The 24183-nt window shown below is 63.6% G+C and carries 16 protein-coding genes; 8 read left to right on the plus strand and 8 right to left on the minus strand.

The window, feature by feature from the left end:
* Positions 1-310 precede the first annotated feature (310 nt).
* The 7 genes from N8I74_RS18880 to N8I74_RS18910 all read right to left on the minus strand — a co-directional run bounded on the left by N8I74_RS18880 (position 311) and on the right by N8I74_RS18910 (position 12653).
* Positions 311-1420, minus strand: coding sequence for a mechanosensitive ion channel family protein (locus N8I74_RS18880; RefSeq protein WP_263124753.1), 1110 nt, complete (start codon positions 1418-1420; stop codon positions 311-313).
* Entirely contained in the window at positions 1420-3489 is a 2070-nt protein-coding gene (locus N8I74_RS18885; protein WP_263124754.1) for an AsmA family protein, read from the minus strand. Before N8I74_RS18885 ends, N8I74_RS18880 begins: the two co-directional genes overlap by 1 nt.
* Entirely contained in the window at positions 3486-6293 is a 2808-nt protein-coding gene (gene treY, locus N8I74_RS18890; protein WP_263124755.1) for a malto-oligosyltrehalose synthase, read from the minus strand. Before treY ends, N8I74_RS18885 begins: the two co-directional genes overlap by 4 nt.
* A gap of 195 nt (positions 6294-6488) precedes the next feature.
* Positions 6489-8279 (minus strand): malto-oligosyltrehalose trehalohydrolase, encoded by a 1791-nt coding sequence (gene treZ / locus N8I74_RS18895; RefSeq protein WP_263124756.1) that lies wholly within the window; start codon positions 8277-8279, stop codon positions 6489-6491.
* Positions 8276-10507: a glycogen debranching protein GlgX gene (glgX, locus tag N8I74_RS18900; protein WP_263124757.1), complete on the minus strand. Its 2232-nt coding sequence runs from the start codon at positions 10505-10507 to the stop codon at positions 8276-8278. The genes treZ and glgX overlap by 4 nt, the downstream gene beginning before the upstream one ends.
* Before the next feature lie 31 nt (positions 10508-10538).
* On the minus strand, positions 10539-12020 hold the full coding sequence (gene glgA / locus N8I74_RS18905; protein WP_263124758.1) for a glycogen synthase GlgA: 1482 nt from the start codon (positions 12018-12020) through the stop codon (positions 10539-10541).
* 474 nt (positions 12021-12494) lie between these two features.
* Complete coding sequence (locus tag N8I74_RS18910; RefSeq protein WP_263124759.1) at positions 12495-12653, minus strand: DUF3309 domain-containing protein; 159 nt, start codon at positions 12651-12653, stop codon at positions 12495-12497.
* 247 nt (positions 12654-12900) lie between these two features.
* On the opposite strand from N8I74_RS18910, the gene N8I74_RS18915 reads away from it, so the two are divergent.
* The 8 genes from N8I74_RS18915 to N8I74_RS18950 all read left to right on the plus strand — a co-directional run bounded on the left by N8I74_RS18915 (position 12901) and on the right by N8I74_RS18950 (position 22850).
* On the plus strand, positions 12901-13101 hold the full coding sequence (locus N8I74_RS18915) for a hypothetical protein (RefSeq protein WP_263124760.1): 201 nt from the start codon (positions 12901-12903) through the stop codon (positions 13099-13101).
* The gene (locus tag N8I74_RS18920) at positions 13102-13656 is read left to right on the plus strand and encodes an MgtC/SapB family protein (protein WP_263124761.1); all 555 of its coding nucleotides are present in this window, start codon (positions 13102-13104) and stop codon (positions 13654-13656) included.
* 480 nt (positions 13657-14136) lie between these two features.
* Positions 14137-16992, plus strand: a complete 2856-nt coding sequence (locus tag N8I74_RS18925; RefSeq protein WP_263124762.1) for a type VI secretion system Vgr family protein — start codon at positions 14137-14139, stop codon at positions 16990-16992.
* Positions 16976-18520 (plus strand): hypothetical protein, encoded by a 1545-nt coding sequence (locus tag N8I74_RS18930; RefSeq protein ID WP_263124763.1) that lies wholly within the window; start codon positions 16976-16978, stop codon positions 18518-18520. The genes N8I74_RS18925 and N8I74_RS18930 overlap by 17 nt, the downstream gene beginning before the upstream one ends.
* Position 18521: 1 nt before the next feature.
* Positions 18522-19571 carry a hypothetical protein gene (locus N8I74_RS18935; RefSeq protein WP_263124764.1) on the plus strand — a complete coding sequence of 350 codons (1050 nt, stop codon included), beginning with the start codon at positions 18522-18524 and terminating at the stop codon, positions 19569-19571.
* A 377-nt stretch (positions 19572-19948) separates the two neighbouring features.
* Positions 19949-20908, plus strand: a complete 960-nt coding sequence (locus tag N8I74_RS18940; protein ID WP_263124765.1) for a hypothetical protein — start codon at positions 19949-19951, stop codon at positions 20906-20908.
* Between the two features lie 78 nt (positions 20909-20986).
* The gene (locus tag N8I74_RS18945) at positions 20987-21973 is read left to right on the plus strand and encodes a hypothetical protein (RefSeq protein WP_263124766.1); all 987 of its coding nucleotides are present in this window, start codon (positions 20987-20989) and stop codon (positions 21971-21973) included.
* Between the two features lie 28 nt (positions 21974-22001).
* Positions 22002-22850, plus strand: coding sequence for a hypothetical protein (locus tag N8I74_RS18950; protein ID WP_263124767.1), 849 nt, complete (start codon positions 22002-22004; stop codon positions 22848-22850).
* A 73-nt stretch (positions 22851-22923) separates the two neighbouring features.
* Here N8I74_RS18950 and N8I74_RS18955 read toward each other — a convergent pair whose 3' ends face one another.
* Positions 22924-24030, minus strand: coding sequence for a hypothetical protein (locus N8I74_RS18955; protein ID WP_263124768.1), 1107 nt, complete (start codon positions 24028-24030; stop codon positions 22924-22926).
* Positions 24031-24183: the final 153 nt, after the last annotated feature.

The raw sequence follows: 24183 nt of genomic DNA on the forward strand, positions 1-24183 counted from the left end.
CCGAAAAACAGAGGCGAACGTCAGATTAAAGACAACCACAGGAAAAATCCAGAAAGAAAACTGCAGCCCTTGTCGTTTGCCTTGCGATTGCCGGGCAGTTGCGCAGCGATGGGCAGCACCGGAGGCGAACACCCAGGGCCACCTCAGTGGTGCCTGGCAGGTACGCGGCAGGCGTGGCTATGAAACCTTGCCCTGCAGCGGCCTACGCGCTTGCGCAGCCACGGCTTTCCGCCTGCCTTGGGGCGGCAGTCAACGATGCGTTGCTCAGCCTGCAACCGGCGTCATCCGGCGTCGGTGGACAGCAGGTGACCTACCCCCTGCCCTCCCCCGAGTTGCCGGCGGGTTGCTCGGGCTGGGGTTGTGGCGGCTGCATCAGGTCGCCGCCGGCATAGCGCAGCCGTTGGATCGGCGTGGCGAATTCGATGTCTTCGCGCTCGAACGCCGAGACCAGCTCCAGGTTGATCTGCTGCTGGATATCCATATAGAGGTTGAAATCCGGGTCCAGCACGAAGTAGACCACTTCGAAGGTGAAGGCGGCATTGCCAATGCCCTGGAAGTGGGCGCGATCCAGCCGCACCTTGTCGCGCGCGCCGATGATGTCGCGCAGCATGCCCGGGATGCGTTCGAGCTTGTCGCGCGGGGTGTCGTACGGCACCGCCACGCTGAATACCACGCGCCGCTCGCGCAGTTTCTGATAGTTGCGGATGCGGCTCTTGAGCAGATCGTCGTTGGAGAACACCAGCTGCTCGCCCGAGAGGCTGCGCACCCGCGTGGTCTTGAGTCCCACCCGCTCGATGTTGCCCATCATGTCGCCGACGATGATGAAGTCACCCACCACGAACGGCTTGTCGAGCACGATGGCAAGCGAGGCGAACAGGTCGCCAAGGATGTTCTGCACCGCCAGCGCCACCGCCACGCCACCGATGCCCAGGCCCGCGACCAGGCCGGAGATGTTGAAGCCCAGCTGATCGAGCACGATCAGCAGGATCATGCTCCACAGCACCACGCGCGCGATGAAGCCGAGCACGGTCATCGCCGTGGCCGCTTCGGCATCCAGGCTGCGCCGCCGTTCGGTTTCGGCATTGAACCAGGCGACAAGCCCGCGGTTGAGCCATAGCGCCAGCTGCAGGATGAAGGCGATCAGCGCGACGATGGAGAGCGTGCTGTCCACCTTGCCCGGCAGCGTCAGACCGTTGGAGCCCACCTTGAGCGCGATCGGCAGCAGCAGCCAGAAGCGGGTGGCCGAGAACGAGGCGGCCCAGGCCTGGGCCAGCACTGAGCTGCGCGCCTGCAGGCGTGGTGCCACATAGCGGGTCAGCACCGCGCGCAACAGATAGATCGCCAGCAGTGTCGCGACCGTGATGGCCAATGCCACCAGAAGATCGTGTTGATTGTTGGCGCGCAGGATCTGACGAAGCATTACTGGGGTCTCCGGGTGGGGGTGTCGGCGGGCAGCGGTGCGCGGTTCCAGGTGCCTCGGCGTTCCTGGATCCCGGTGGGTGTGGTACGCGCCCGGGCGGGTGGCTGTGGTGCGGCGTCGGCTTTGCCGGCCTGCTCGGCCTTGCCGGCCGCGCGGGGATTCTTGAGCAACGCGGCGCAGGGGGTGTCTTCCGCACCGCCCAGATCGATCAGCGGCAGCAATGCCAGCGGCGGCGCCACGGCGGCGAGTGCCGCGGCGATGGCGGTACGGCCGGTGGGCTGCGGCAGGCTGGGGCGTACCTGCGGCTTGCCCAGCGGTCCGGACAGCACGATGGGCCCGCGCAATGCGGCAAGGCTGATGTCCTTGGGACGGGCGCGCAGCCGCAGGTCGATCTGCTCGTTCTTCAGATCGATCTGGCCTTCGCCGCGGATCACCTGCTTCTCGGTGTCGAGCACCAGCGTGCGTGCCAGGAGCTTGCCTTGTCTTGCCTCGAAGTCGGCCACCATGCAGCGGATCTCGATCTGCTCGTCGCCGGTCAGCAGGATGCCCAGGGTATTGGCCACATCCAGGTTTGCCAGCCGCATCAGCAGCTTGCTGGTACTGCCACCATGCATCAGCAACGCCACGTCGCCGTCGGCCGAGCCCAGCATGCCGGCGACGGCATTGCCGCGCATGTCGAGCTTGGCCCAGCCGCCCAAAAGGCCGGTGGTGGCGCGCTCACCCAGATCCAGCTTGGGCATGAGTTCGGTCAGCTTGAGCCGGCGCACCTTGAGATCCGCCCGGGTGCGGATCGGCCGCACCGTGCTGTCGAGCCGGATGGTCGAGCGCACATCGCCGCCGGCCACGCCGAAGTTGAGCGGATCGAGCGTGGCCACGCCATCCTTGATCACCAGATGCGCTTCGAAATCGTCCAGCGGCAGCCGGGCGGTCTGAATGCGGCGCCCTTTCAGGTGGACATCGGCATTGGCCGTGCGCATCTTTTCCACGTTGAACGGCGTCTGCGGCAGCACCCGGCTGCCCGGCACCGCGATGGTCTTGCCGCTCTGTGCATCGCGCGCACCGATGAAGCCGGACAGATCCTTCAGGTCCAGGCGCCGCGAGACCAGATCCGCCTGCACGAACTGTGGCTTTTGCCCACGATCGACCCTGAACTCGCCACCCAGGTCGCTTGCGCCCACCTTGCCGGCAATCCGGGTGAGGTGCCACACCAGGCCGTTGTGCCGCAACTCGCCCTCGACCGAATAGGCCGGCGTGGCCGGCAGCGGCACGCCAATCAGGGGATAAAGCTCACCCAGGCTGCGGCCGGACAGCGCAAAGCTCACGGCCAGGCCGTCGAACTGCCGCAGGTCGCGCACCGTGCCGTCGGCGTACACCTGGGTGGCGCCGATGCGCCCACGGGCGCGTACCGGATAGGGTTGACGTCCCTCGGCCAAGGTCTGCTGCAGCTGCATCACCGAGCCGATCTCGCCACGCAGCGACAGCGGCAGCGCCTCGTAGCGCCCGTCGGCGCGGATACCGAGCCGGCTGTCGCGCGTATCTGCATCGGGCGCCGTGGAATCGGCCAGTACAGTCACGTCGCTGCGGCGCTGCGGGTCCAGGTAGCGCAACCTGCCTTGCGCGATGCGCAATGCCTCGATCCGCCAGGGCTCGCCTTGGTCCGGCTCGCGGGCAGCGCGGTCTTCGAACATCCAGTTGCCCTGCCCGCGTGGGTTGCGCTCCAGCAGCACCTGCGGCGCCTCCACCGCCAGCAGCGGCAGCACCCGCTCGCCGGTGAGCAGGCGCCACAGATCCAGCTCCACGGTCAGGCGTCGTACCCGGACCATGGTCGGCTCACGGCTCCAGGGCGCGTTGCCCAGCACCAGGTCGTGGGCGGTCACGCGTGGGCGCAGCGCAAGCGCCACGTCCAGATCGCCGTTGATGGCAAAGGTGCGCCCGGTCGCGGCGCTGACGCGCTTGGCGATCGGCCCGCGCAGCATGTTCCAGTCAAAGACGATCCATACGATCACCAGCACGGCCAACAGCCCGCCGCCCACGGCCAACCCGGTGCGGTGACGCCTGGCCCAGCTCATCGTGCCGCTCCGGCGGTGCCGCGCTGCAGGATCGCGAACGGCATCGCACCCAGCAGCCCGGCCACGGCGCAATGCGGGGTCAGGCGCATCGCGCGCCCGTCCAGCACGTCGTGCCAGTCGCCGACCAGCTCGTCGGGCAAGGCGAGCGCGGTATCCCCCCAGACTGCGGGTGGCAGTGCCGGCTGCATGGCACCATCGAGCAATGCCTGCATCCGCAGCGGCACCACCACCAGCAGTTGCGCTTCGCCGTGGCTGCGGCAGAAGGCCAGCGCATGGCCGGCGCAGGTGCCGCTCAGCGTCAGCGGCAGGTAGCGCCCGATGGTGAACAGCTCGGGTGCCGCCTGCCGCGCGGCGAGCAGCCGGGCGATCAAGGCCTGTTTGACCCGGCCGTCGCGCCAGCGTGCCAGCAGCGTCGACCACGGTGCGCCTGTGCCGCCGCGCTCCAGCAGGGCCAGCGCCGCTTCGCGCGAAGCGAAGTCGACCGGCCGGCGGTTGTCCGGGTCCACCAGGCTGTGGTCCCAGAATTCGCAGCCCTGGTAGAGATCGGGCACGCCGGGCACCGTCAGGCGCAGCACGGTCTGCGTCAGGCCGTTGAGCGCCCCGGCGGCGGCGATGCGGCCGACGAAGGCCGCCAGCCGTGCCACGAACTCCGAGTCGGGCACCAGCAACGCGGCGACGAAGGCGCGGCTGGCGGCTTCGTATTCCTCATGCGGCGACAGCCAGTCGGTTTCCTGCTTGGCTTCGCGCTGGGCTTTCTCCAGCCACTGCATCACCCGGTCGCGCAAGGCCGCAAGGCCGGCTGCATTGCCCGGTGTCAACGTCGGGTGCCAGGCGCCGATCAGCGTCTGGTACAGCATCAGCTCAGCCGCCCGGCTGGGCGCCTCGCGCCCGTTCACCAGCCCCTTGAACGGGGCATTGGCCTTGCACCAGGACGCCAGCTCGGTCAGCGTGTCCTGCGCAATCTCGCTGAGCACCGCCAGCCGGGCGCGAGCGTCCTCGCCGCGCTTGTGATCATGTGTGGCGCTGGCCAGTTGCGAGAACGGCATCCGTTCGGCCCGTTCGACCATCGCCTCATGGAACTGCGCCGGGCTGTCGGCAAAGCGTGCCGGATCGCCCCCGACCTCGTTATGGGACAGCAGACGGCCGTAACGGTAGAAGGCCGTATCCTCCAGCGCCTTGGCTGCGACCGGCGAAGTCAGCTGCTGGAAGCGGCGCCGGGCCACATGCAGCTGTGCATCGCCCAGCGCCGGTTCGCGCCCCAGCCAATTGGCGATGCGCAGCAGCGCCGGCCGGTCGAGCGGCCGCAGCACTGCCTGCGCCCGTGCCACCGCTTCGTCCAGTTGCCGCATGTCCTCTTCGTCCAGCGCCGCATCGCCGGCATACAGCCGATAGACCGGGAACTGCACCACCAGCTCGGTGAGCACCCGATGCAAGGCGCGGGGCGGATAGTCACGCGTGACCGGATCGGCCGCGGCCACCACGGCCAGCGCCTGCGCCGCAGCCGCAAGTTCGCCGGAGAACGATTCGGTCAGCGTCTTGCGACGGCAGGCGCTGCGCACTTCCTCGAAATCGCCATCCTGCGGCCGGCCGCATTGCGCGGCCCAGCCGGCACTGAGCGGCAGCTCGCCGGCAGGGTCATGCAGCAGACGCCCGACCTCGTTCATGAAGTCGTAGCCGGTGGTGCCATCCACCGGCCAGGGGCGCATGCGCTCGTCCGGGCCCAGGATCTTTTCCACCACCAGCCACGGCGCCTGCCGCGGTGCGTCGGCAGGACGCCCGGCAGTCAGCACATCCAGCCGTTCGCGCAGCATCGCGCAATAGCCGGCCGGATCGGTCAGGCCGTCGACGTGATCGACACGCACACCGTCGATCAACCCCTGCTCATACAGGCGCAGGATCAGCGCATGCACCGCGTCGAATACCTCGGGCTCCTCGACGCGCACGGCAGCAAGGGTATCGATGGCGAAAAAGCGCCGCCAATTGATGGCATCGGCGGCGGTGGTCCAACTGGCAAGCCGGTATGCCTGTTGTTCCAGCAGGTGATGCAGGCGTTCGGTGGTGGCCGGGCTGCGCGCGTCGTGATTGACCAGCGCAGCCAGTACCTCGGCGCGACCCGCTGCCGTGCCGGCGTAGTCGCGCAACCGCGCAAAGGCCACCTGTGCCGCGGCGGCCAGCGCTTGCGGCGCATCCTGGCCGCCCAGCGCCTCGAACAGCTCGGCCAGTGCCAGGCCATCGGGTTCATCCAGCCCATGACGCAGCAGCAGCGCATGACTGGCGGGGCATAGCGGCAGCCGCTGCTCGTGATAGCTCAGGTAGAAGCAGCCATGGTCCCAGTCGAAGCGCGGCAGCAGTTCGCCCGCCCGCAGCACCGTGCCGTAGTGTCCGCCGAGGATGGGCAGCAGCACCTTGCCGGCCAGCCCGGGAGTGCTGGATTCCCAATCGATGTCGAAATAATGCGCGTAGCCGCTGCGCCGCCCCCAGGTGAGCACATCCTGCCACCAGGGGTTGTGGCCGCCGGCGATCCCCATGTGATTGGGCACGATATCGACGATCAGACCCATGCGCTGCCGACGCAGCGCCGTCACCAGTTGCGCCAGCCCGGCCTCGCCGCCCAGCTCGGGGTTGACCTGGGTCGGATCGGTGACATCGTAGCCGTGCAATGATCCGGGCACCGCGGTGGTGATCGGCGAGACATAAAGATGGCTGATGCCCAGGCGTGCAAAGTGCTCCACCAGATCGGCGGCGTGCCGGAACGTGAAGCCCTTGTGCAGTTGCAGGCGGACGGTGGCGCGGACGTCAGGCATGGGGGCGCTCCGGAACAGGCGTGGATACGAGGCCGGATGACACCCCGCCTCTTGGACCGCAGAGGACACCGGGCCGCATGGCAAACCCCACTTCAGGCGGTGCAGGACACCCGTCGTGCTCGACCGCCCGCCGTGTTCTCTGTCTGCGCGGTGTTTCAGGATGGGGTGAATGGGGGAGCCGGCACGGGTTGCCCTTCATCGCAGTGTCTCCCCCTGATCCAGCCAGACAAGGCAGCTGTGGGCCGGGATGCGGCCGGCAGCGAGGTCGGCCGTGGCGTCGAGCGGGGTCTGGAACAGCAGCGCCTGCTCGGGCAACGGCGCAGGCAGGGCGGACTCGGGCTGCGCCGGGCCGAAGTTGGCCAGCACCACCAGCACCCGGCCATCGCGCAGCTGCCAGCGCGCCAGCACCCCCTGCCCGCCCACCGGCGCAGCACCCAGCGGGCGCGCGCCAGGCAGTGCCGGCACCAGATAGTCGCGGCGCAAGGTCAGCAGCAGCCCTACCAGCGACAGCCGCTCCCGCTCGGCCGCCCCGTGCGCGCCACCCGGGCGACTGCGCTCGAAGGTCGCCACGTCCTGTGGGTCCGGAATGGCCTCGCGTGCCTTGGGATCGCTGAACCGGGCGAAATCGGCGAACTCGCGCCGACGCCCTTCACGCACGGCGGCAGCCAGCTCCGGTTCGTGGTCGATGAAATAAAGAAACGGCGCGGTCTCGCCCCACTCCTCGCCCATGAAGAGCAGCGGCACGGGCGGCGTGAGCAGCAGCAGCGCCAGCGCCGCCGACAGCGCCTGCGGATCGGCCAGGGTGGTCAGTCGTTCACCCAGCGCGCGGTTGCCGACCTGATCGTGGTTCTGCAGAAAGTTGATGAACGCCAGCGGCGGCAGCTGTGCACTGGGCTCGCCGCGCGACCGGCCCTGCCAGGGCTCGAATGGCTGCCCCTGGTAGATGAAGCCTTCGCTGAGCATGCGCGCGAGCAGCACGGCCGGCTCCTCGGCATAGGCGGCGTAGTAGCCGTCCGCTTCGCCGGTGAGCAGGTGGTGCAACACATGATGCGCATCGTCGTTCCACTGGGCGACGAATGCATCGCCCTGCAGCAGGCTCGCCTTGTTCTCGGCGTTTTCCATGATCAGGTGCACGTGCCGGCGTGCATCCACCCCTTTGCGGACCTGCTGGGCGAACGTGCGCAGCCAGTCGTCATCCCCGATGGCGTGCACCGCGTCCAGCCGCAGCCCGTCAAAGCGGAACTCGTTGAGCCAGTAGCACGCATTGGCGACGAAGAACGCCGTGACCTCGGGGGCGCGGGTATTGATGGTGGTGCCCCAGCCGGTGGTATCGGTGTGGAAGAACCCCGCGGCATAACCGGGAATGGCATTGCCGGCCGGGCCGAAGTGGTTGTACACCACGTCCAGGAACACCTGTACCCCATGACGGTGTGCGGTGTCGATCAGCGCCTTCAGCTCGTCGGGCGTACCGTAGCTGGCGTGCGGGGCGAATTGCAGCACGCCGTCGTAGCCCCAGCCGCGTTCGCCGGCAAAGGCGGCGATGGGCATCAGCTCGATCGCGGTGATGCCCAGCTGCGCCAGCGCCGGAATGCGTTCGCGCACGCCGGCAAACCCGCCGCAGACGCCGGCATGCAGCTCATAGATCACCGTTTCGTGCCAGGGCCGCCCCAGCCAGTCCGCGCTTTGCCAGGTGTAGGCATTCGGATCGGTGAGCACACTCCAGCCGGTGACACCGCCATCCTGCTGGCGCGAGGCCGGATCGGGCACCGGCTGGCCGTCCACTTCGAAGCGATAGCGGGCGCCGGGCCGCGCGGGCGCGTCCACCTCGTAGACCCCACCATACAGGTCGGCCATGGCCAGACGACGGCCATCGGCCAGTTGCAGCACCACCCGTTGCGCATCGGGCGCCCACAGCCGGAAGCGCACCAGTCCATCGTCGAGCCGTTCGGCACCGAACGGCATGATGGGTACGTGCGGCGCGTTCATACGGGCTCCGCTTCGTCGATCGTCAGGCTGTCCTGCAGCGGCTCGTCATCGGCCTGCGCAAGGTCCACCGGCGCCGGATCGGGCTCCGCGGGGGGCTTGCGCCGGCGCGGCCCGGGCATGGCATCGATGCGTACGCTGGCCAACAACAGCGCCATGCTGTTGCCCGGCACCTCCACCCCGTCCGCATCGCCCAGCGGGCGGGCCGGATGCTCGTGGAAGGCACTTTCGATCTCGATCTGCCATGGCAGATCTGGGCCGGGCGGCAATGTGAAATAGATCGACCCGCTGCCGCCGTTGAGCAGCACCAGCGAGACCGAGCCGTCGCCTTGCGCATCCACACCGGAGCGGCGCACTGCCAATGCCTTGGCGTCGCCGTTGTGCCAGTCCGCCTCGGACAGCGGCTCGCCACGCTCGTCGAAGAAGGCAAGGTCAGCCACGCCGGGCAGCGTTTCGGTCTCGCCATGCGGGAACCCAGGCGCGCCAAGCGACTTGCACTGGCGCCGCAGGTTTACCAGCCGGGCCACGTAGCGGGTGAGCGCACGGCCCTCCTCGCTGTTGGCCTGGCTCCAGTCGTACCAGGAGAGTCCATTGTCCTGGCAGTAGGTGTTGTTATTGCCTTGCTGACTGCGCCCGAACTCATCCCCGCCCAGCAGCATCGGGGTGCCAGTGGACAACAGCAGCGTGCCCAGCAGCGCGCGTTGCACCCGCTCGCGCAGGTGCAGCACCGCCGGATCGTCTGTCTCGCCTTCGACGCCCCAGTTGTTGCTGCGGTTGTCGCTGTGGCCGTCGCAATTGCCCTCGCCATTGGCCTCGTTGTGCTTGTCGTTGTACGACACCAGGTCGGCCAGCGTGAAACCGTCATGCGCGGTGATGAAGTTGATCGACGCCCACGGCTTGCGGTGGCGCTTGTCGAAATAATCGGCCGACCCGGCCATGCGTGCCGCCAGTGGTGCGCGCGTACCCGAATCGCCACGCCAGTAGGCCCGCACGGTATCGCGGAACTGGTCGTTCCATTCGGCAAAGCCGGGGGGATGCTGGCCCAGCACGTAGCCGCCCGGGCCGCAGTCCCACGGCTCCGAGATCAGCTTGACGTGCTGCAGCTGCGGATCCTGCTTGAGCGCATCGAAGAAACCGCAGCCCGGATCGAAGCCCCAGGCTTCGCGCCCCAACGTGCAGCCCAGGTCGAAGCGGAAGCCGTCGACGTGATAGGCATCGACCCAGTGACGCAGCGAATCCATCACCATCTGCAGCACACGCGGATGCGACAGGTTGAGCGTGTTGCCGCAGCCGGTGTCGTTGATGTAGTAGCGGCGCTCATCCGGCAGCAGCCGGTAGTAGCTGGCGTTGTCCAGCCCGCGCCAGCTCAGCGTGGGACCAAGCTCGTTGCCTTCGCAGGTGTGGTTGTACACCACGTCCAGGATCACCTCGATGCCGGCGGCGTGCAGCCGGCGCACGGCGCTGCGGATCTCGTCGAGCGAACCGTTGGACAGATAGCGCGGCTCGGGCGCGAAGTAGCTGAGCGTGTTGTAGCCCCAATAGTTGGCGAGGCCCTTGTCCTTCAGATACGAATCCTGGGTGAAGGCCTGCACCGGCAACAGTTCGATCGCGGTGATCCCCAGCTTGTGCAGGTGATCGATGAAACGCGGGTCGGCCAGCGCGGCGAAGGTGCCGCGCTTATGCGGCGCGATGTCCTGCCGCTGTTGCGATACACCACGCACATGCGTCTCATAGATGATGGTGTCGCGCCACGGTACCGCGGGCGCACGGTCGCCGCTCCAGTTGAAACCGCCGCCCTCGACCATGCACTTGGGCATCGACGCGGCGCTGTCGCGCTTGTCGAAGGTCAGGTCGGCGCGATGCGAGCCCAGCTTGTAGCCGAACACGGCCGGGTTCCATTTGATCTCGCCGACGATGCGCCGTGCGTAGGGGTCGAGCAGCAGCTTGTTGGGATTGAAGCGATGGCCGTTGCCCGGATCGTAGGGGCCATAGGCGCGGTAGCCATACAGCAGGCCCGGCTTGGCATCGGGCAGGTAGCCATGCCAGATCTCATCGGTGCAGGCCGGCAAGGCATAGCGCGCCACTTCCTTGCGGCCGCGCTCGTCGAATACGCACAGCTCGATCAGATGCGCACTCGCCGAGAACACGGCGAAGTTCACTCCCTGGCCATCCCAGTGCGCGCCAAGCGGAAATGGGCGGCCTTCTTCCAGACGGTCGGGTAACGAGAGCATTGAGACTCCTTGGCTGTGAATCGCGGAAAAATCAGGCGGTCGCCTGGTGCAGGTCGTCCACGGCGTGGCCGAGCAGGTCGCGGTACAGCGCGAGGTACTCGGGCACCGCGGCCTGCCAGCCCAGCTCGGCGCTCATCGCGTTGCGCTGCAACTGGCGCCACACCTTGGGTTGGGCAAAGGCGGCCAGTGCGCGCTCGACGGCCTCGACCATCGCCTCCGGCGCAGCGCCGTCGAACAGGAAACCATTGGCAGGCGCATGCTGCGGATCGTGCTCGGCCGGATCGACGATGGTGTCGGCCAGCCCCCCCACCCGCGAGGCGACCGGAATCGTGCCGTAGCGCATCGAATACAACGGAGCGAGCCCGCAAGGCTCGAAACGGCTGCCATGCAGCAGGACATTGGCACCGGCATGCAGCAGATGCGCCAGCTCCTCGCTGTACCCGATATGCACCGCCACCCGGCGCGGCAGTGTCTGTTGCAGCGCACGGAAGCCGCGCTCGTATTCCGGCTGGCCGCAACCGAGCACCGCCACCTGCAGCCGCGGATGGCGATTGAGCAGCGATGGCAGTGCCTGCAGCGCGACGTCGGCCATCTTCTGGTGTGTCAGACGGCTGCCCAGTGCCACCATCGGTGCAAAGGCGTCTTCCGGCAGGCCAAAACGCCGCTGCAGGGCAGCCTTGCAAGTGTGCTTGCCAGCGGGATCGCCGGCAGTGAAGGCAGTCGGCAGTGCCTGGTCGGTCGCCGGGTTCCACAAAGCGGTATCGATGCCGTTGCGGATGCCGCGCAGCACATGTGCGCGTTCGCCCAGCACCCCTTCCATGCCGCAGCCGGCCGCCTCGGTCAGGATTTCGCGCGCATAACGCGGGCTGACCGTGGTGAGCCGGTCGGCATACACCAGCCCTGCCTTCATGAAGCTGAGCTGCGCCCAGAACTCCACGCCGGCGGCATCGCAGGCATGTGCGGGAATGCCGATCCGTGCCATCCACTCCTTCGGATAGTTGCCCTGGAATGCAAGATTGTGGATGGTGAACACGCTTCTGGCGGTGACGCCGGCTTCGCGCATCAGCAACGGCACCAGACCCGCATGCCAGTCATGCGCATGCACCAGTCCGAAGCGCGGCAGGCCGGGCAGGCCGGCCGCCACACGGGCCGCGGCATGGCACAGGGCACCGAAGCGCAGCGGATTGTCCGGGTGCTCCCGCCCTTCGGCATCGGCGTACAGCGTGCCGTCGCGTGCAAACAGCGCATCGTTGCGCAGCAGCAGCACCGGCACGTCGCTGCCGGGCAGCACGCCGCGCAGCAAGGTGGCCGGCCCACCGGGCAGGTTATCCAGGCAGGCAATCGGTTGCGGGTCGGCGACCGCCAGCGCGGCGGGGTAGCCCGGCAGCATCAGCGTCACCGACACGCCGGCTTCGCTCAATGCCGGCGCCAAGGCGCCGACGACGTCCCCCAGCCCACCGGTCTTGGCCAGCGGCACTGCTTCGGCAGCCACCATCAATACATCGAGCGTCATCGTTGCCTGTTCCTTGCGTAGTGTCCGGGACGAACTGCCGGGAGCGTTTGGGCGAAGCCGGGACCCGTATCGTCGCAACCGGCAATGCCGGCGGGGCAGTCCACAGCAAAGGAAAGGCGCGGGTCTACACCGGAGCCGCGTTCATGCAGACGGCGTTATTGGATTTCGGACTGCGGCACGAGCCTCCCCATCCCCAGCAAGGTAATCCCCGCACCCAAGTCGGGTGGTTAGAGCCAACACTGATATTGCTGTAGGAAATAAACCGGCGTGGATGTAGGAAGCGGATGGGGGGACACGGGCGGCACACAGATCGCCGCAATGGCGGCATGGGATCGGCCCGGAACAGCGGTCCACGGTGCGGGATGCGACGCCCTCTGAGGCCGATGCCGCACCAAAGCCCAGGAAAAGCAAAGGCCGGAAGCCGCACAGCAGAGCGCGGCTTCCGGCCTTTGCCCAGGGTCTGGGCTGCAAGCGCTATAGATACCCTGCCAGCATCAGTACGATCAGCACGATCAGCAGTACACCGACGATGCTGGTCGGGCCGTACCCCCAGGCACGGCTATGCGGCCAGGCCGGGAAGGCGCCGACCAAGAGCAGGACAAGGACGATCAATAGAATCAGGCTGAGGGACACGGTGTTCTCCTTTTGTTCTTGAATTTGAAGATCCGATTGGGCCCGTATCGACTGGGCGGCAATTTGCATGGCGTATCCCAGCAGGTTCCATGCCAGGGATGGAAAGTGTCGGGACCGGGCTTGCAATTTGCTTTATCCGGATGGACCGATCCATAGGGCGCCACCAAGCGCTGCTCCTGCTGCCCGGCAAGAGGCTGAACGCCATCGGAAGCCCTCGCGCCGCAGCAGGCCGACAAGGAACAACACGATGAGAAACCATACCCTGCATGCAGCCGCGCATAGCGGTACCGACACCGCCGGTGGCACACGGCGCACGCATTCGCTCTTCTATTTCCTGCTGTTTGTGCTGCTGGCTGCGGCCAGTGCATTGCAGGCCCCCGATGCGCATGGTGCCGCGCCGTCAAATTTGCATGGCGATGCAATTCCTACATGGCAGGTACAGCACTGAATGGGCGAGGCAAGCGTGGACCAGCTCGCCATCCTTGCGGAAGTGGCGCTCGCCATGCTGCTGGGTGGTCTGATCGGCTGGGAACGGGAGGCGGCCGACAAACCCGCCGGGCTGCGCACCCATATGCTGGTGGCCGGGGCGGCAGCGTTGCTGGTGGGGCTGGGCGACACGCTGCTGCTGCACTACCGCGGGGAGATGCGTGATCTGGTCAACACCGACCCGATCCGTATCATGGGGGCGGTCATCACCGGGGTCAGCTTTCTGGGGGCCGGCACCATCTTCCGCAACCATGAAGGCACCGGCATCCAGGGCCTGACCACCGCTGCCGGGCTGTTGATGGCTGCCACGGTCGGTATCGCCGTTGCATTGCGCCAGCACCTGCTGGCGATTTCGGTCACGCTGCTGATCCTGCTGGTGCTGTATGTGGTGCAGGCGCTGGAACGCCGGATCGCATGCTGGCGGCGGTCACGTCAGCCGTCGTCGCCATCCACCGCAGCAATGCCGGATACCACGGACGAGCAGCCGCAGCGCAAGCGCCAGATCGATCCGACCTGACATGCGCGTCACCCGAGGGCATCGCCACGGTAGGCTGCCATTACGGTGCCTCGTTGGGGTGGTTCAAGCCCCGAGCTGCGCGTAAGCCAACCCGCCCCCTCCGGTTGGCAATGGGATTCTGATGCCGGCTTGATGTTGGGCACTGCCCGCATGCGACGCCCCGACCCCACGCTGCCACCGCTGTGACAGTGGCATGGCAATCGACCCGCCGGGACAGCAATGCCGACCTGCATTGCCCACCCTTTGGCAGCCCCTGAGCGGCATTCCTTCGGCGACAGGCGATACCGGGCATCCACTCAGCCCCGGGATATGGGGGGTTTCCTCAACCAGGTGATGCGTAGCCGCGGCCCTGCCCAAGCCGCATTCGGCCCCCATCCATGCGCGTCTGTCGAATTGTATTGCGCGTCCCTCTTATGTCCTTTGAGTAGAGAATATTCGGCTGTTATGATTTCGCCTTTCTGACACCGAGCCTCAACTTCCATGGACTTCGCCACCCTGCTGTCCTCGTTCGCCAGCGCCTTCACGCAGGACCAGCGGCTGGTCACGCTGCAGCTGGGCGACGGGGCGCACTGGGGCGGGACGCTGCTGCCGCACAGCGCCACCGGCAGCGAGGCGCTGTCCCAGCCTTACCGCTATCGCGTTGAATGCCTGTCGCCGTCGGTGGACCTGGAACTGAAGGCGCTGCTCGGCCTGCCGGCGCAGCTGGGCCTGGCGACCGCCGACGGCGGTGAGCTGGTGCGCGGTGGCCTCGTCACCCGCGCCGAGGCGCTGCCCGCCGATGGCGGCTTCGCCCGCTATGCGCTGACCATCGAACCCCCGCTCGCGCTGCTGGCCCACCGCCGCACCAGCCGGGTGTTCCAGGACCGCACCGTCCCCGACCTCGTCCGCGCCGTGCTCGATGAACACCTGGCCGGCAACCCGGTGTTCGCCGCCGGCTTTGCCGTGCGCTTCGAACTGCGCGAGACCTACCCGCTGCGCTCCTATTGCCTGCAGTACCGCGAGACCGATCTCGCCTTCGTCAGCCGGCTGCTGGCCGAGGAAGGGCTGGCCTATCGCTTCGAGCACGCCGCCGGTGACCCGCCCAAGGTGACGCTGGTGGTGTTCGACGACCCCTATGCGCTGCCGCAGGCCCAGCAGGGCAGCGTGCGCTTCCATCGCGCCGATGCCACCGAGACCGAGGACAGCCTTACCGGCTGGACCAGCGCCCGCCAGCTGGGCACCGCCCAGGTGGCGCTGGCCAGCTTCGACTACCGGCCGGTGGCGACGCTGCAGGCCCAGGACGGCACGGGGATCGACCAGGGCGACGGTGGCGCGCAGGCCGAGCGCACCTTGGCGGACTACGACGCGCAGACGCTGTACTACGCCAGCGACGACGACGCGCTGGCCCGCTATGCCCGGCTGCGCCAGCAGGCGCTGGATGCGCACAAGAAGGGCTTTGCCGGCAGCGGCACACTGCGCAGCCTGCGGGTGGGCGAATGGTTCCAGCTGCGCGACCACCCACACCACGACGCCGACGCGCCCGAGCAGCGCGAGTTCGTCGCCACCCGGCTCACCTTCCGCGCCCGCAACAACCTGCCGGGCGGATTGCTGGCCCAGTTGGGCGAATCCGCTGGGGAGGCCGCGCCGTTCCAGGTCGACTTCGACGCCCAGCGCCGCGGCATCCCGCTGCCGCCTTTATACAGCCACACCGAGCATGCCAGGCCCACCGCCCCCGGCGTGCAGACCGCCACCGTGGTCGGCCCGGCCGGCCAGGAAGTGCATACCGACCCCTACGGCCGGATCAAGGTGCAGCTGCACTGGCAGCGCCGCCCGGAACACCCGGACTTCGGCGCCAACCAGGACGAGCGTTCCAGCTGCTGGCTCCGCGTCGCCTACCCCAGCGCCGGGGCGCAGTGGGGCCACCAGTTCATCCCGCGCATCGGCCAGGAAGTGCTGGTGGACTTCGTGGAGGGCGACATCGACCGGCCGCTGGTGGTCGGCACCCTCTACAACGGCAGCCACCTGCCGCCCACCTTCTCCGGCGCCGGCAGCCTGCCGGCCAACCACACCCTGTCCGGCATCAAGAGCCAGGAGTTCGGCACCACCCGCTACAACGAGCTGCTGTTCGACGACACCCAGGGCGAGCTGCGCCTCAAGCTCTCGTCCGAACACGGCAAGACCCAGCTCAACCAGGGCTACCTCGCCCACCCGCGCCGTGATGGCAAGGCTGAACCCCGTGGCGACGGCTTCGAACTGCGCACCGACCACGCCGGCGCCCTGCGCGCCGCGCACGGGCTGCTGCTCAGTACCGAAGCCAAACCCGGCGCCGCCGGCCGGCAGCTGGACCGCGAACAAGCACAAAGCCAGCTCGAAGCCGCCCAGCAACTCGCGCAGACGCTGTCGGACACCGCACAACATCAACTGGCCGACCCGGCTGAACTCGGCCCCCAGACCCTCGACCTGGACGGCCAGCCGCAGGGTGAAGCCCGCCAGGGCCACCTGGATCACCTGAACGAAGCGCTCAAGGCCTGGGAAGCCGGTTCCAACACCGACGAACAAGGCAAGACCGCGAAGGAGCAGCCCGGCCAGCAACCCATCCTGCTCGCCAGCGCCCCGGCCGGCATCGCGCTGACCACTGCCAACGCCCTGGTGCTGAACAGCGGGCAGAACCTGGACACCCTCAGCCAGCGCGACACCCAGCAGAGCACCGCCCGGCGTTGGATTCACAACGTCGGCAGCCGGATCAGCCTGTTCGTGCAGGGGGTGGCGGACAAGGTGAACCTGAAGCTGATCACCGCGAAGGGCCATGCGCAGCTGCAGGCACAGTCGGGGGATGTGGAGATCGTCGGTGACCAGAATGTGCGGCTGCACGCCAACAAACAGACCTTCACCCTCGCAGCCGGGCAGGAACTGCTGCTCACCTGCGGCGGGGCGTATATCCGGCTCAAGGGCGGCAACATCGAAATCCACGCCCCGGGCAAGGTGAGCTTCAAGGGCAGCGGGTTCGATTGGAGCGGGCCGGCGAGCCTGCAAGCAGACTTCCCCTTTATGCCGAAGGTGGAAGACAAGCCAAATTGGCTTGATCTGGATCTGAATGGTTATAAAGGCGCCCCCATGAAGGGCGTTGAATACACGTTGCACTTTGCCGACGGCGGGAAAAAGAAAGGCGTATTGGACGACAACGGGTACGCAAAAGAAAAATCGATACCACCAGGTGCCGTACGCGTGCAATACCACAATGATCCAAATGCCAAAGATCCCGAGAGAAATCCTTTAGGAACACTATTTGATACAGTACAGTCGCTGACCGACGAAGACGAAGCAACATTTGGGGGGCGGAATGGCAATCGCCAATGAGGAAAAAGAAGCGCTAACGCTGATCAATGGGTCGCCCAAACCAGAAGATGAAGGTTGGGGCAGCTGGATGTGGCAAGCGTTGCAAGGTGATTTCAACGAAAACCGATCTGCCGGGCAGATTGGTTTCGATATGGTTGTATCGTTTATTCCTATCGTTGATACCATATGCGACATTCGGGACCTTTGCGCCAATATCAGTGCATTGCGTAAGGACCCCAAGAACAAAATGATCATGTTCATGATCGTTTTGACGGTTATTGGCTTCTTCCCCGAAATCGGCTCCCTTATCAAGGGGGTGATCAAGATCATCTTCGTTTATCTCAAGCGGTACTTGAAAGATATCTCTGAGTTGACGAACGCTGCGAAACTGGTCAAAGCCGTTGACAAAACAGTCGACGCAGCGCTACCGAAGATCATGGAGTTCCTGCAAAACAGCGATGTATTGAAGTGGGCAACGAAAGATCGCGTTCCGGATCTGCTGTCTCGCGTTGCCAAGGAATTTTATGATCTTGAGAAACTGGTCAATGTCCAGAAATTGAAGGATGCGCTGAATAAAGGGCTGGACGAGGTCGTCAGGGTGCTAACCCGCTTGCATGGCTACGTGCCTGCGGCCGCGGCAGACCGGATCGAGATGATCGTTGATACTGTCAACAAGCAAAGAAAAACACTGAACGATGCTGTACAGGAATTTGTTTCACCGATTCGGACCATTCTGCTTCGAACTGCAAAGCGTCTGGATGATCATGTATGGATCGCAAACAGCCGGGTGGTAAACAAGGGTTGGATTGCTCCTGTCAGTGAGGCAGGCGCAGCCAAGTTGATGAATCGTGAAAAACCGGTTTGGGCAAAAGTTAGAGGCAAAAAATTGCCATTTCCTTCTGCCGAGTACGATCTATTAGAAAGGCAAATTAAGGCATGGGAGAAGGAGCATCCAAGCTTGCCGAAGCTTAATGCTCATAGTGTAAGTACTTTCCACAAGCTAAACCCTCAGTTTTATCCAGAGGGCACGGTGCTCTATCGTATTGTCGACCCTGCAAGTGGCGGTGGTGGGCAATTCTGGGTCACGAAAGATGTATTCGACAGCCTGAAGACTCGAGCAGATTGGCGAGAAAAATTGGCGGTCAAGCCCGATTGGAATCAGAATGGCCAATATGTAACCTATACCGTACCAAAGGGCGGTCTGCATGCCTATGAAGGACCGGCCGCCTCGCAAGAGCTGGCAGGCACCCCGTATATGATGACCGGGGGCGCAAACCAAGTGTTCTTCCAGCCCAAGCCGGATACGTTCTCATCCGGGCTGCCCCGTGTCGACAAGAATACCGGCGAGAAATTGCCGGGCCGTGGCCCCAATGGAGAAGACACCCGGTACGAATGGAAGGATGTCGGTGGCGAAGATGCAGTCACTGCGTTGCGTGTCAAAATCAACGATCCCAACATCAAAGGCCCGTTTGCCACAAACTGGGGTTTTACCGATTGGACGCCGCAGCAGGCGGAACGAATTTTGATTTCCTTTCCAAAGCAGGATTGAAATGTCACGTCGTGATCTGAGCAAAGAAGCGTGGTGCTGGTACCACTTGACCTCTGAAGCGTTTTACCGCGGCGCGGTCGAGTCTTGCCGCATGGTACTTGCGTTCTTCAAGGAAGAAGCGCTGACACGGGGGCTGCAGGATTACGGCCGCAACAACCAGATTTATGATGCGTGGAAGAAACACGCACAGGATCTTGAGAGCGGTATTGCACTGGCCAAATTTGGTGACTATGCCAAGCTGGATGACGCTGCCGCCGGGATTTACAGCACGAATCGTGGCGTTACGCAGCATGTTTGGATGGGTTGGCTTGGGGATGCAGAAGAAAAGTATCATGAGTTGACAATGATACCCGGGCGTTATGCGACAAGAATTCGCACAACTCTAGCCCCGGGCCTCCGTGGCGGGTTGTATTGGATTGAAGATGCAGCGACTGACTCGCCTGAAAGTAAAAATCAAGATTTCGGTCCAACCGGAGACGATATCTTGTTGCTTATTCAATCTGGCTCAGAGGAAAAATATCCTCACTTGAAAGCAACACCAGTCCCTAGTCATTTTCCTGGTTATGCCCCTGATACCTCTCGCCCGGTAAGAACAGGGGAGCTGGTACCTTGGACAGGGGTATGGATCCCTGCAGCTGGGCTGGAAAACCATAGCTTGACATTTGCAATCGAAGGCCTACCCATGCCACCTTCTTGGCGCATCATCAAAACCGCTGAGCAGCTTGAGCAGGAGTGCGTTGATAGTGGAAAAGGCAAGCGCAATAAAAATGGATTGGTATTTGACGACCAAGGGGAGTTATTGACCTTTCTCGACGATGAGCTCGAAATCACCGAGATGACTTGGTATCCGTTATTGCAGGTCGATGAGGTCGAGCGGGTGGTTCAGCGTGGCCGTGTTGAGGCGAATCAACCATGCCCGGTCCGCGGTTATTGGTATACCCCGGCCAAACAAAACAGCCGGGCCTTATTCGAGCATGGTGCGCGTATGCCGGATTTTCCAGGGTCTACCTACGGCGCAACAATCTGGTATTGGGATGACAATCAAGGATGAGGCTGAAAGGGGGATGAAATTCGTCTCCCTATTATTGCGTAATTACAAAGACTCGAGGTGGGTCTGTACTGAGCGTGATGGCATTCCCATCCTGTAAAAAAGGACACTGGGGAGAAACAAGCGGCCCGTGCTCTAATCTAAATAAAGAAAATGCGTGTTACGCGTGACAGACGCCGGCGGCGTAAATACCGTGACTGTATTGCGTGTCAAAACATCCCTCAACCTTAAAGGCCCTTTTGCCAAAAAGTGGAGATTGGCCGCTTGGGTGCCTCATCAGGCGGAACGAATTGTCACATCGTAATTTGAGTAAAGAAGCGTGGTGCTGGTACCACTTGACCTCTGAAGCGTTTTACCGCGGCGCGGTCGAGTCTTGCCGCATGGTACTCGCGTTCTTCAAGGAAGAAGCGCTGGCACGGGGGCTGCAGGATTACGGCCGCAACAACCAGATTTATGATGCGTGGAAGAAACACGCACAGGATCTTGAGAGCGGTATCGAACTGGCTAAATTTGGCGATTACGCCAAGCTGGACGATGCTGCCGCCGGGATTTACAGCACGAATCGTGGCGTTACGCAGCATGTTTGGATGGGTTGGCTTGGGGATGCAGAAGAAAAATATCACCAAATTACAATCATACCTGGGGAATATGCAGCAAGAATCCGGAAAACATTGGCCCCAGGCTTGCGAGGCGGACAATATTGGCTACATGAAGCTTTTAATTTTCCGCCAGAGCGAAGAAATCGTGACTTCGGGCCGACTGGTGAAAAAATATTGTTGTTTATTCAGTCAAACGTAGAAGAGGTATATCCTCATCTGAAGAAAACCCCAATTCCTAGCCGCTTCCCTAGGTATGCCCCTGATACGTCTCGTCCGATAAAAACGGGGGAGGCAGTGCCTTGGACCGGTGTATGGATTCCTGCCGCTGGGCTGGAAAACCATAGCTTGACTTTCGCAGTCGAAGGCCTATCCATGCCACCTTCTTGGCGCATCATCAAAACCGCTGAGCAGCTTGAGCAGGAGTGCGTTGATAGTGGAAAAGGCAAGCGCAATAAAAATGGATTGGTATTTGACGACCAAGGGGAGTTATTGACCTTTCTCGACGATGAGCTCGAAATCACCGAGATGACTTGGTATCCGTTATTGCAGGTCGATGAGGTCGAACGGGTGGTCCAGCGTGGCCGTGTCGAGGCAAATCAGCCATGTCCGGTCCGCGGCTATTGGTATACCCCGGCCAAACAAAACAGCCGGGCCTTATTCGAGCATGGTGCGCGTATGCCGGATTTCCCAGAATCCACCTACGGTGCAACGATCTGGTATTGGGATGCCAAGCAGGAATAACCGCGAAGTAGAACGACTCGCATGAAAAATTCTCATAGGAGACCGCTTGAACGTTGATGCACCCAGGGCTCACTGCTGATGCCCCAACTCCATCCGCAGGAAGTCTATCTGCTGGAATACCTGGTCTCGCTCGAGCATTTCTGCAATGTGCGGGAAGCCATGCGCCAGGCAGTCCGATACGGTGAACAGGCGCTGGATGAATTCATGCAGCATATACCCACTGACTTGCGCAGCCGGCATCAAAGCCTGCAGCCGGATGTAGTCTGGGGTGGCCGGGTAATGCCGAATTTGCGCAACAGCCGAGATGCGATCATACGAGGCTGCATCCTGCGGAGCCATGACGATGCAGCTGCCTTCAATGGTTCGGTTGGTTCTCACGGCGGGTCGATTAACAAGCATATCAGCGATTTTGACGACACTTGGATGCCTGAGCCACTTTCCCGTTTGTTCTGGGATAATCTATATCTCGCCATCCAATTGGACAAGCTGGCTGGAACCACTCTTTCTGGGGCATGGCTTCCTGGCAATCTAACCTGGAATTGTGATTTCAAGAATGAAAATGGCTTACTTGCTGGAACAGGCATTAAATTACCTGAAATAATTCCCAATTATGAATTGGACGCAACGATGGTAATCCATCCGGGAGATAAAGTAGAGATAACAGGCGTATATCTTCCAACAGCAGAAAATACTTGCGCTCAGTTTCTACATCCAGGCTGGAACAAACTGGATATAGTTGAACTGGAAAGGCCAGAGATCCTAGTCCGACAGGGCCTGGCACAAGATGAATACGGCCGTTGGATAGAAGAACACTACATCGAAACCACCTGGACACTGGTACGCCAAATACCGGGTCAGTTCATCGAGGTGCCGGCGGATGGGTTCTTTCCCCAGACCGATTCGAGCCCGGGCCGTGTGGTGGCGCCAGGCGTATGCAGCGCAACCGGCTGGTGGTGGACCCCAGCCAAGGAAGGGGCCCGCCGCTATTTCGAGAAAGGCGAACGGATGCCCGACTTCCCGCAATCGGCATATGGGCAGACCATCTGGTATCGGGAGACCGTTTGACTATTGTTGCAACCAGGGCTGACTGCTGATGGCCCAACTCCATCCGCAGGAAGTCTATCTGCTGGAATACCTGGTCTCGCTCGAGCATTTCTGCAATGTGCGGGAAGCCATGCGCCAGGCAGTCCGATATGGTGAACAGGCGCTGGATGAATTCATGCAGCATATACCCACTGACTTGCGCAGCCGGCATCAAAGCCTGCAGCCGGATGTGGTTTGGGGTGGGCGGGTGCTGCCGAATCTGCGTCACAGTCGTGATTGTCTAATCGAAAGCTGCATCCTTAGAAGCCATAATGATCCGAAAGCATTCACGGGACTGATTGGAACCCACGGGCGCTCCATTAACAAACACATCAGCGATTTTGATTCAGATTGGATGCGTGAACCCCTATCATCCCAGTTCTGGGATACTTTAAGGGTCGCCATGAAGCTGGATTCTTTAGCAGGCTACACCACTGCAGGGGAGTGGATGGCAGGAGACCTAACTTGGAACCTCGATACAAGTGGCAAAGAAGGCTTTCTTCATAGGTCAAGTATTTTGATGCCTACATCCATCCCAGTTTATGAATTAGACCAATCCGTGATTATCCGGCCAGGAGATCGGATTGCGGTCACAGGAGTCTATGTTCCCGAAGCGGAGAATACCTGCGCTCAATTCCTGCATCTTGGATGGAATCAACTGGATGGGATCGAGCTTGAACGGCCAGAAATCTGGGTCCGTCAAGGTCTGGCACAGGACGAATACGGCAGTTGGATAGAAGAGCGTTACATCGAAACCACCTGGACACTGGTACGCCAAATACCGGGCCAGTTCATCGAGGTGCCGGCGGAAGGGTTCTTTCCCCGATCGCCCTCCCTTTTCAGCCATATCGGGAGCTGATCGGCGCGGGGGCAATCAGCCGCCGGTGAGCAGCCATTGCCGCTTTACACCCATTGCACCGTGCACCAGCGCATCAACGGGGCTGCCGCCCCGCCTTGGCCCCCCCTGCGAGCGGCCGGTCTGCTTCGTATTTGAAGCGCGCGCGTGACGTGGGGTTGTGGATGCGGTCCAGGATGGCGCATTGCCGGCACCAGTGGCCGGCGCGGATCGTCGAGGCTGCGGCCCACCAGCGATGGCCGCGATGGCATTCCCATTCGAGCTTGATCGTGCTGTTGATGTATTCGCTGGCCAGGCATTGCCCGCCCCTGGCCTGGGCGTCGGCCCGGACGTCGTCGAGCGAGAGCTTTTTCCTGTCGTGGGCGCATTGCGGGCACCAGGACCCCAGCAGGACCTTATGCCCGGTGGTCTGCCATTCATGGCCGGAGCGGCAGCGGAAGCGATAGCGCTGGTTGCACCCCAGATAATCGGCGTCCAGGCATAGGCCGCCATGGGCCGTGGCGGCCTGCTGCAGGCGGGCCAAGCCGTCCTGGGCGCGGTAGGCGATCGCTTTCTCCAGGTTCGCGCACACGCGGCACCAGGCACCCCGCATCACCTCGTGGCCGGCAGTCTCCCACTCGTGGCCATGCATGCAGCGAAAGCGGTAACGCTGCGCCAGGCCCAGATACTGCGTGGCAAGGCATGTGCCGCCTTTGGCCTTTGCCGCCTGCTGCAGGCGTTGCAGGCCATCGGGCAATGCGATCTTCCTGCCGTGCAGCTTGGCGGCGCAGTGCCGGCACCAGCCCCCGGCCACGATACGCGACGGCCTGGCTTGCCATTCATGCCCTTCGGCGCAACGGAAACGGTGTGGGGCCTCGCCCAGGTAGGTCTGCTCCAGGCAGGCTCCGCCGCGTGCCGCAGCCGCGGCCTGCAGCGCCGTCAGGCGCGATGCACGGTGGCAATCGGCACAGCGCACCGCGCGGTACACCACCTGGGCCGCGCTGCGGCACAGACGATGCCCGTGCCGGCATTCGAGGGCATATTGCGCCTCCCAGCCTTGCCAGACCTGGTCCAGCAGGGTGAGCCCATGTGTCACTGCGGCAGCGGCGAGGCGTTCGAGCTGCTGCCCCGGCACGGCCGGGATGGGTACGGGATGAAGGACGGCGGCGCGGCGGCGGTCGGGTCGTTGCGCAGATGGGTGCATCGATGCCTTCAAGATACAAAAGCCCTTTCTAAGCAGCCAAAACGATAGGGGTGAGACAGCCTGACATCATCGCCCCGCAGGCCGTCGAAAAAGGCCGCGGCGATTATCGCTTCCTGCCGCTGCCGGGCCAACCGACGCCAGGGCCTATTCCGA

The organism is Chitiniphilus purpureus (assembly GCF_025642115.1).
GTDB classification, from domain to species: domain Bacteria; phylum Pseudomonadota; class Gammaproteobacteria; order Burkholderiales; family Chitinibacteraceae; genus Chitiniphilus; species Chitiniphilus purpureus.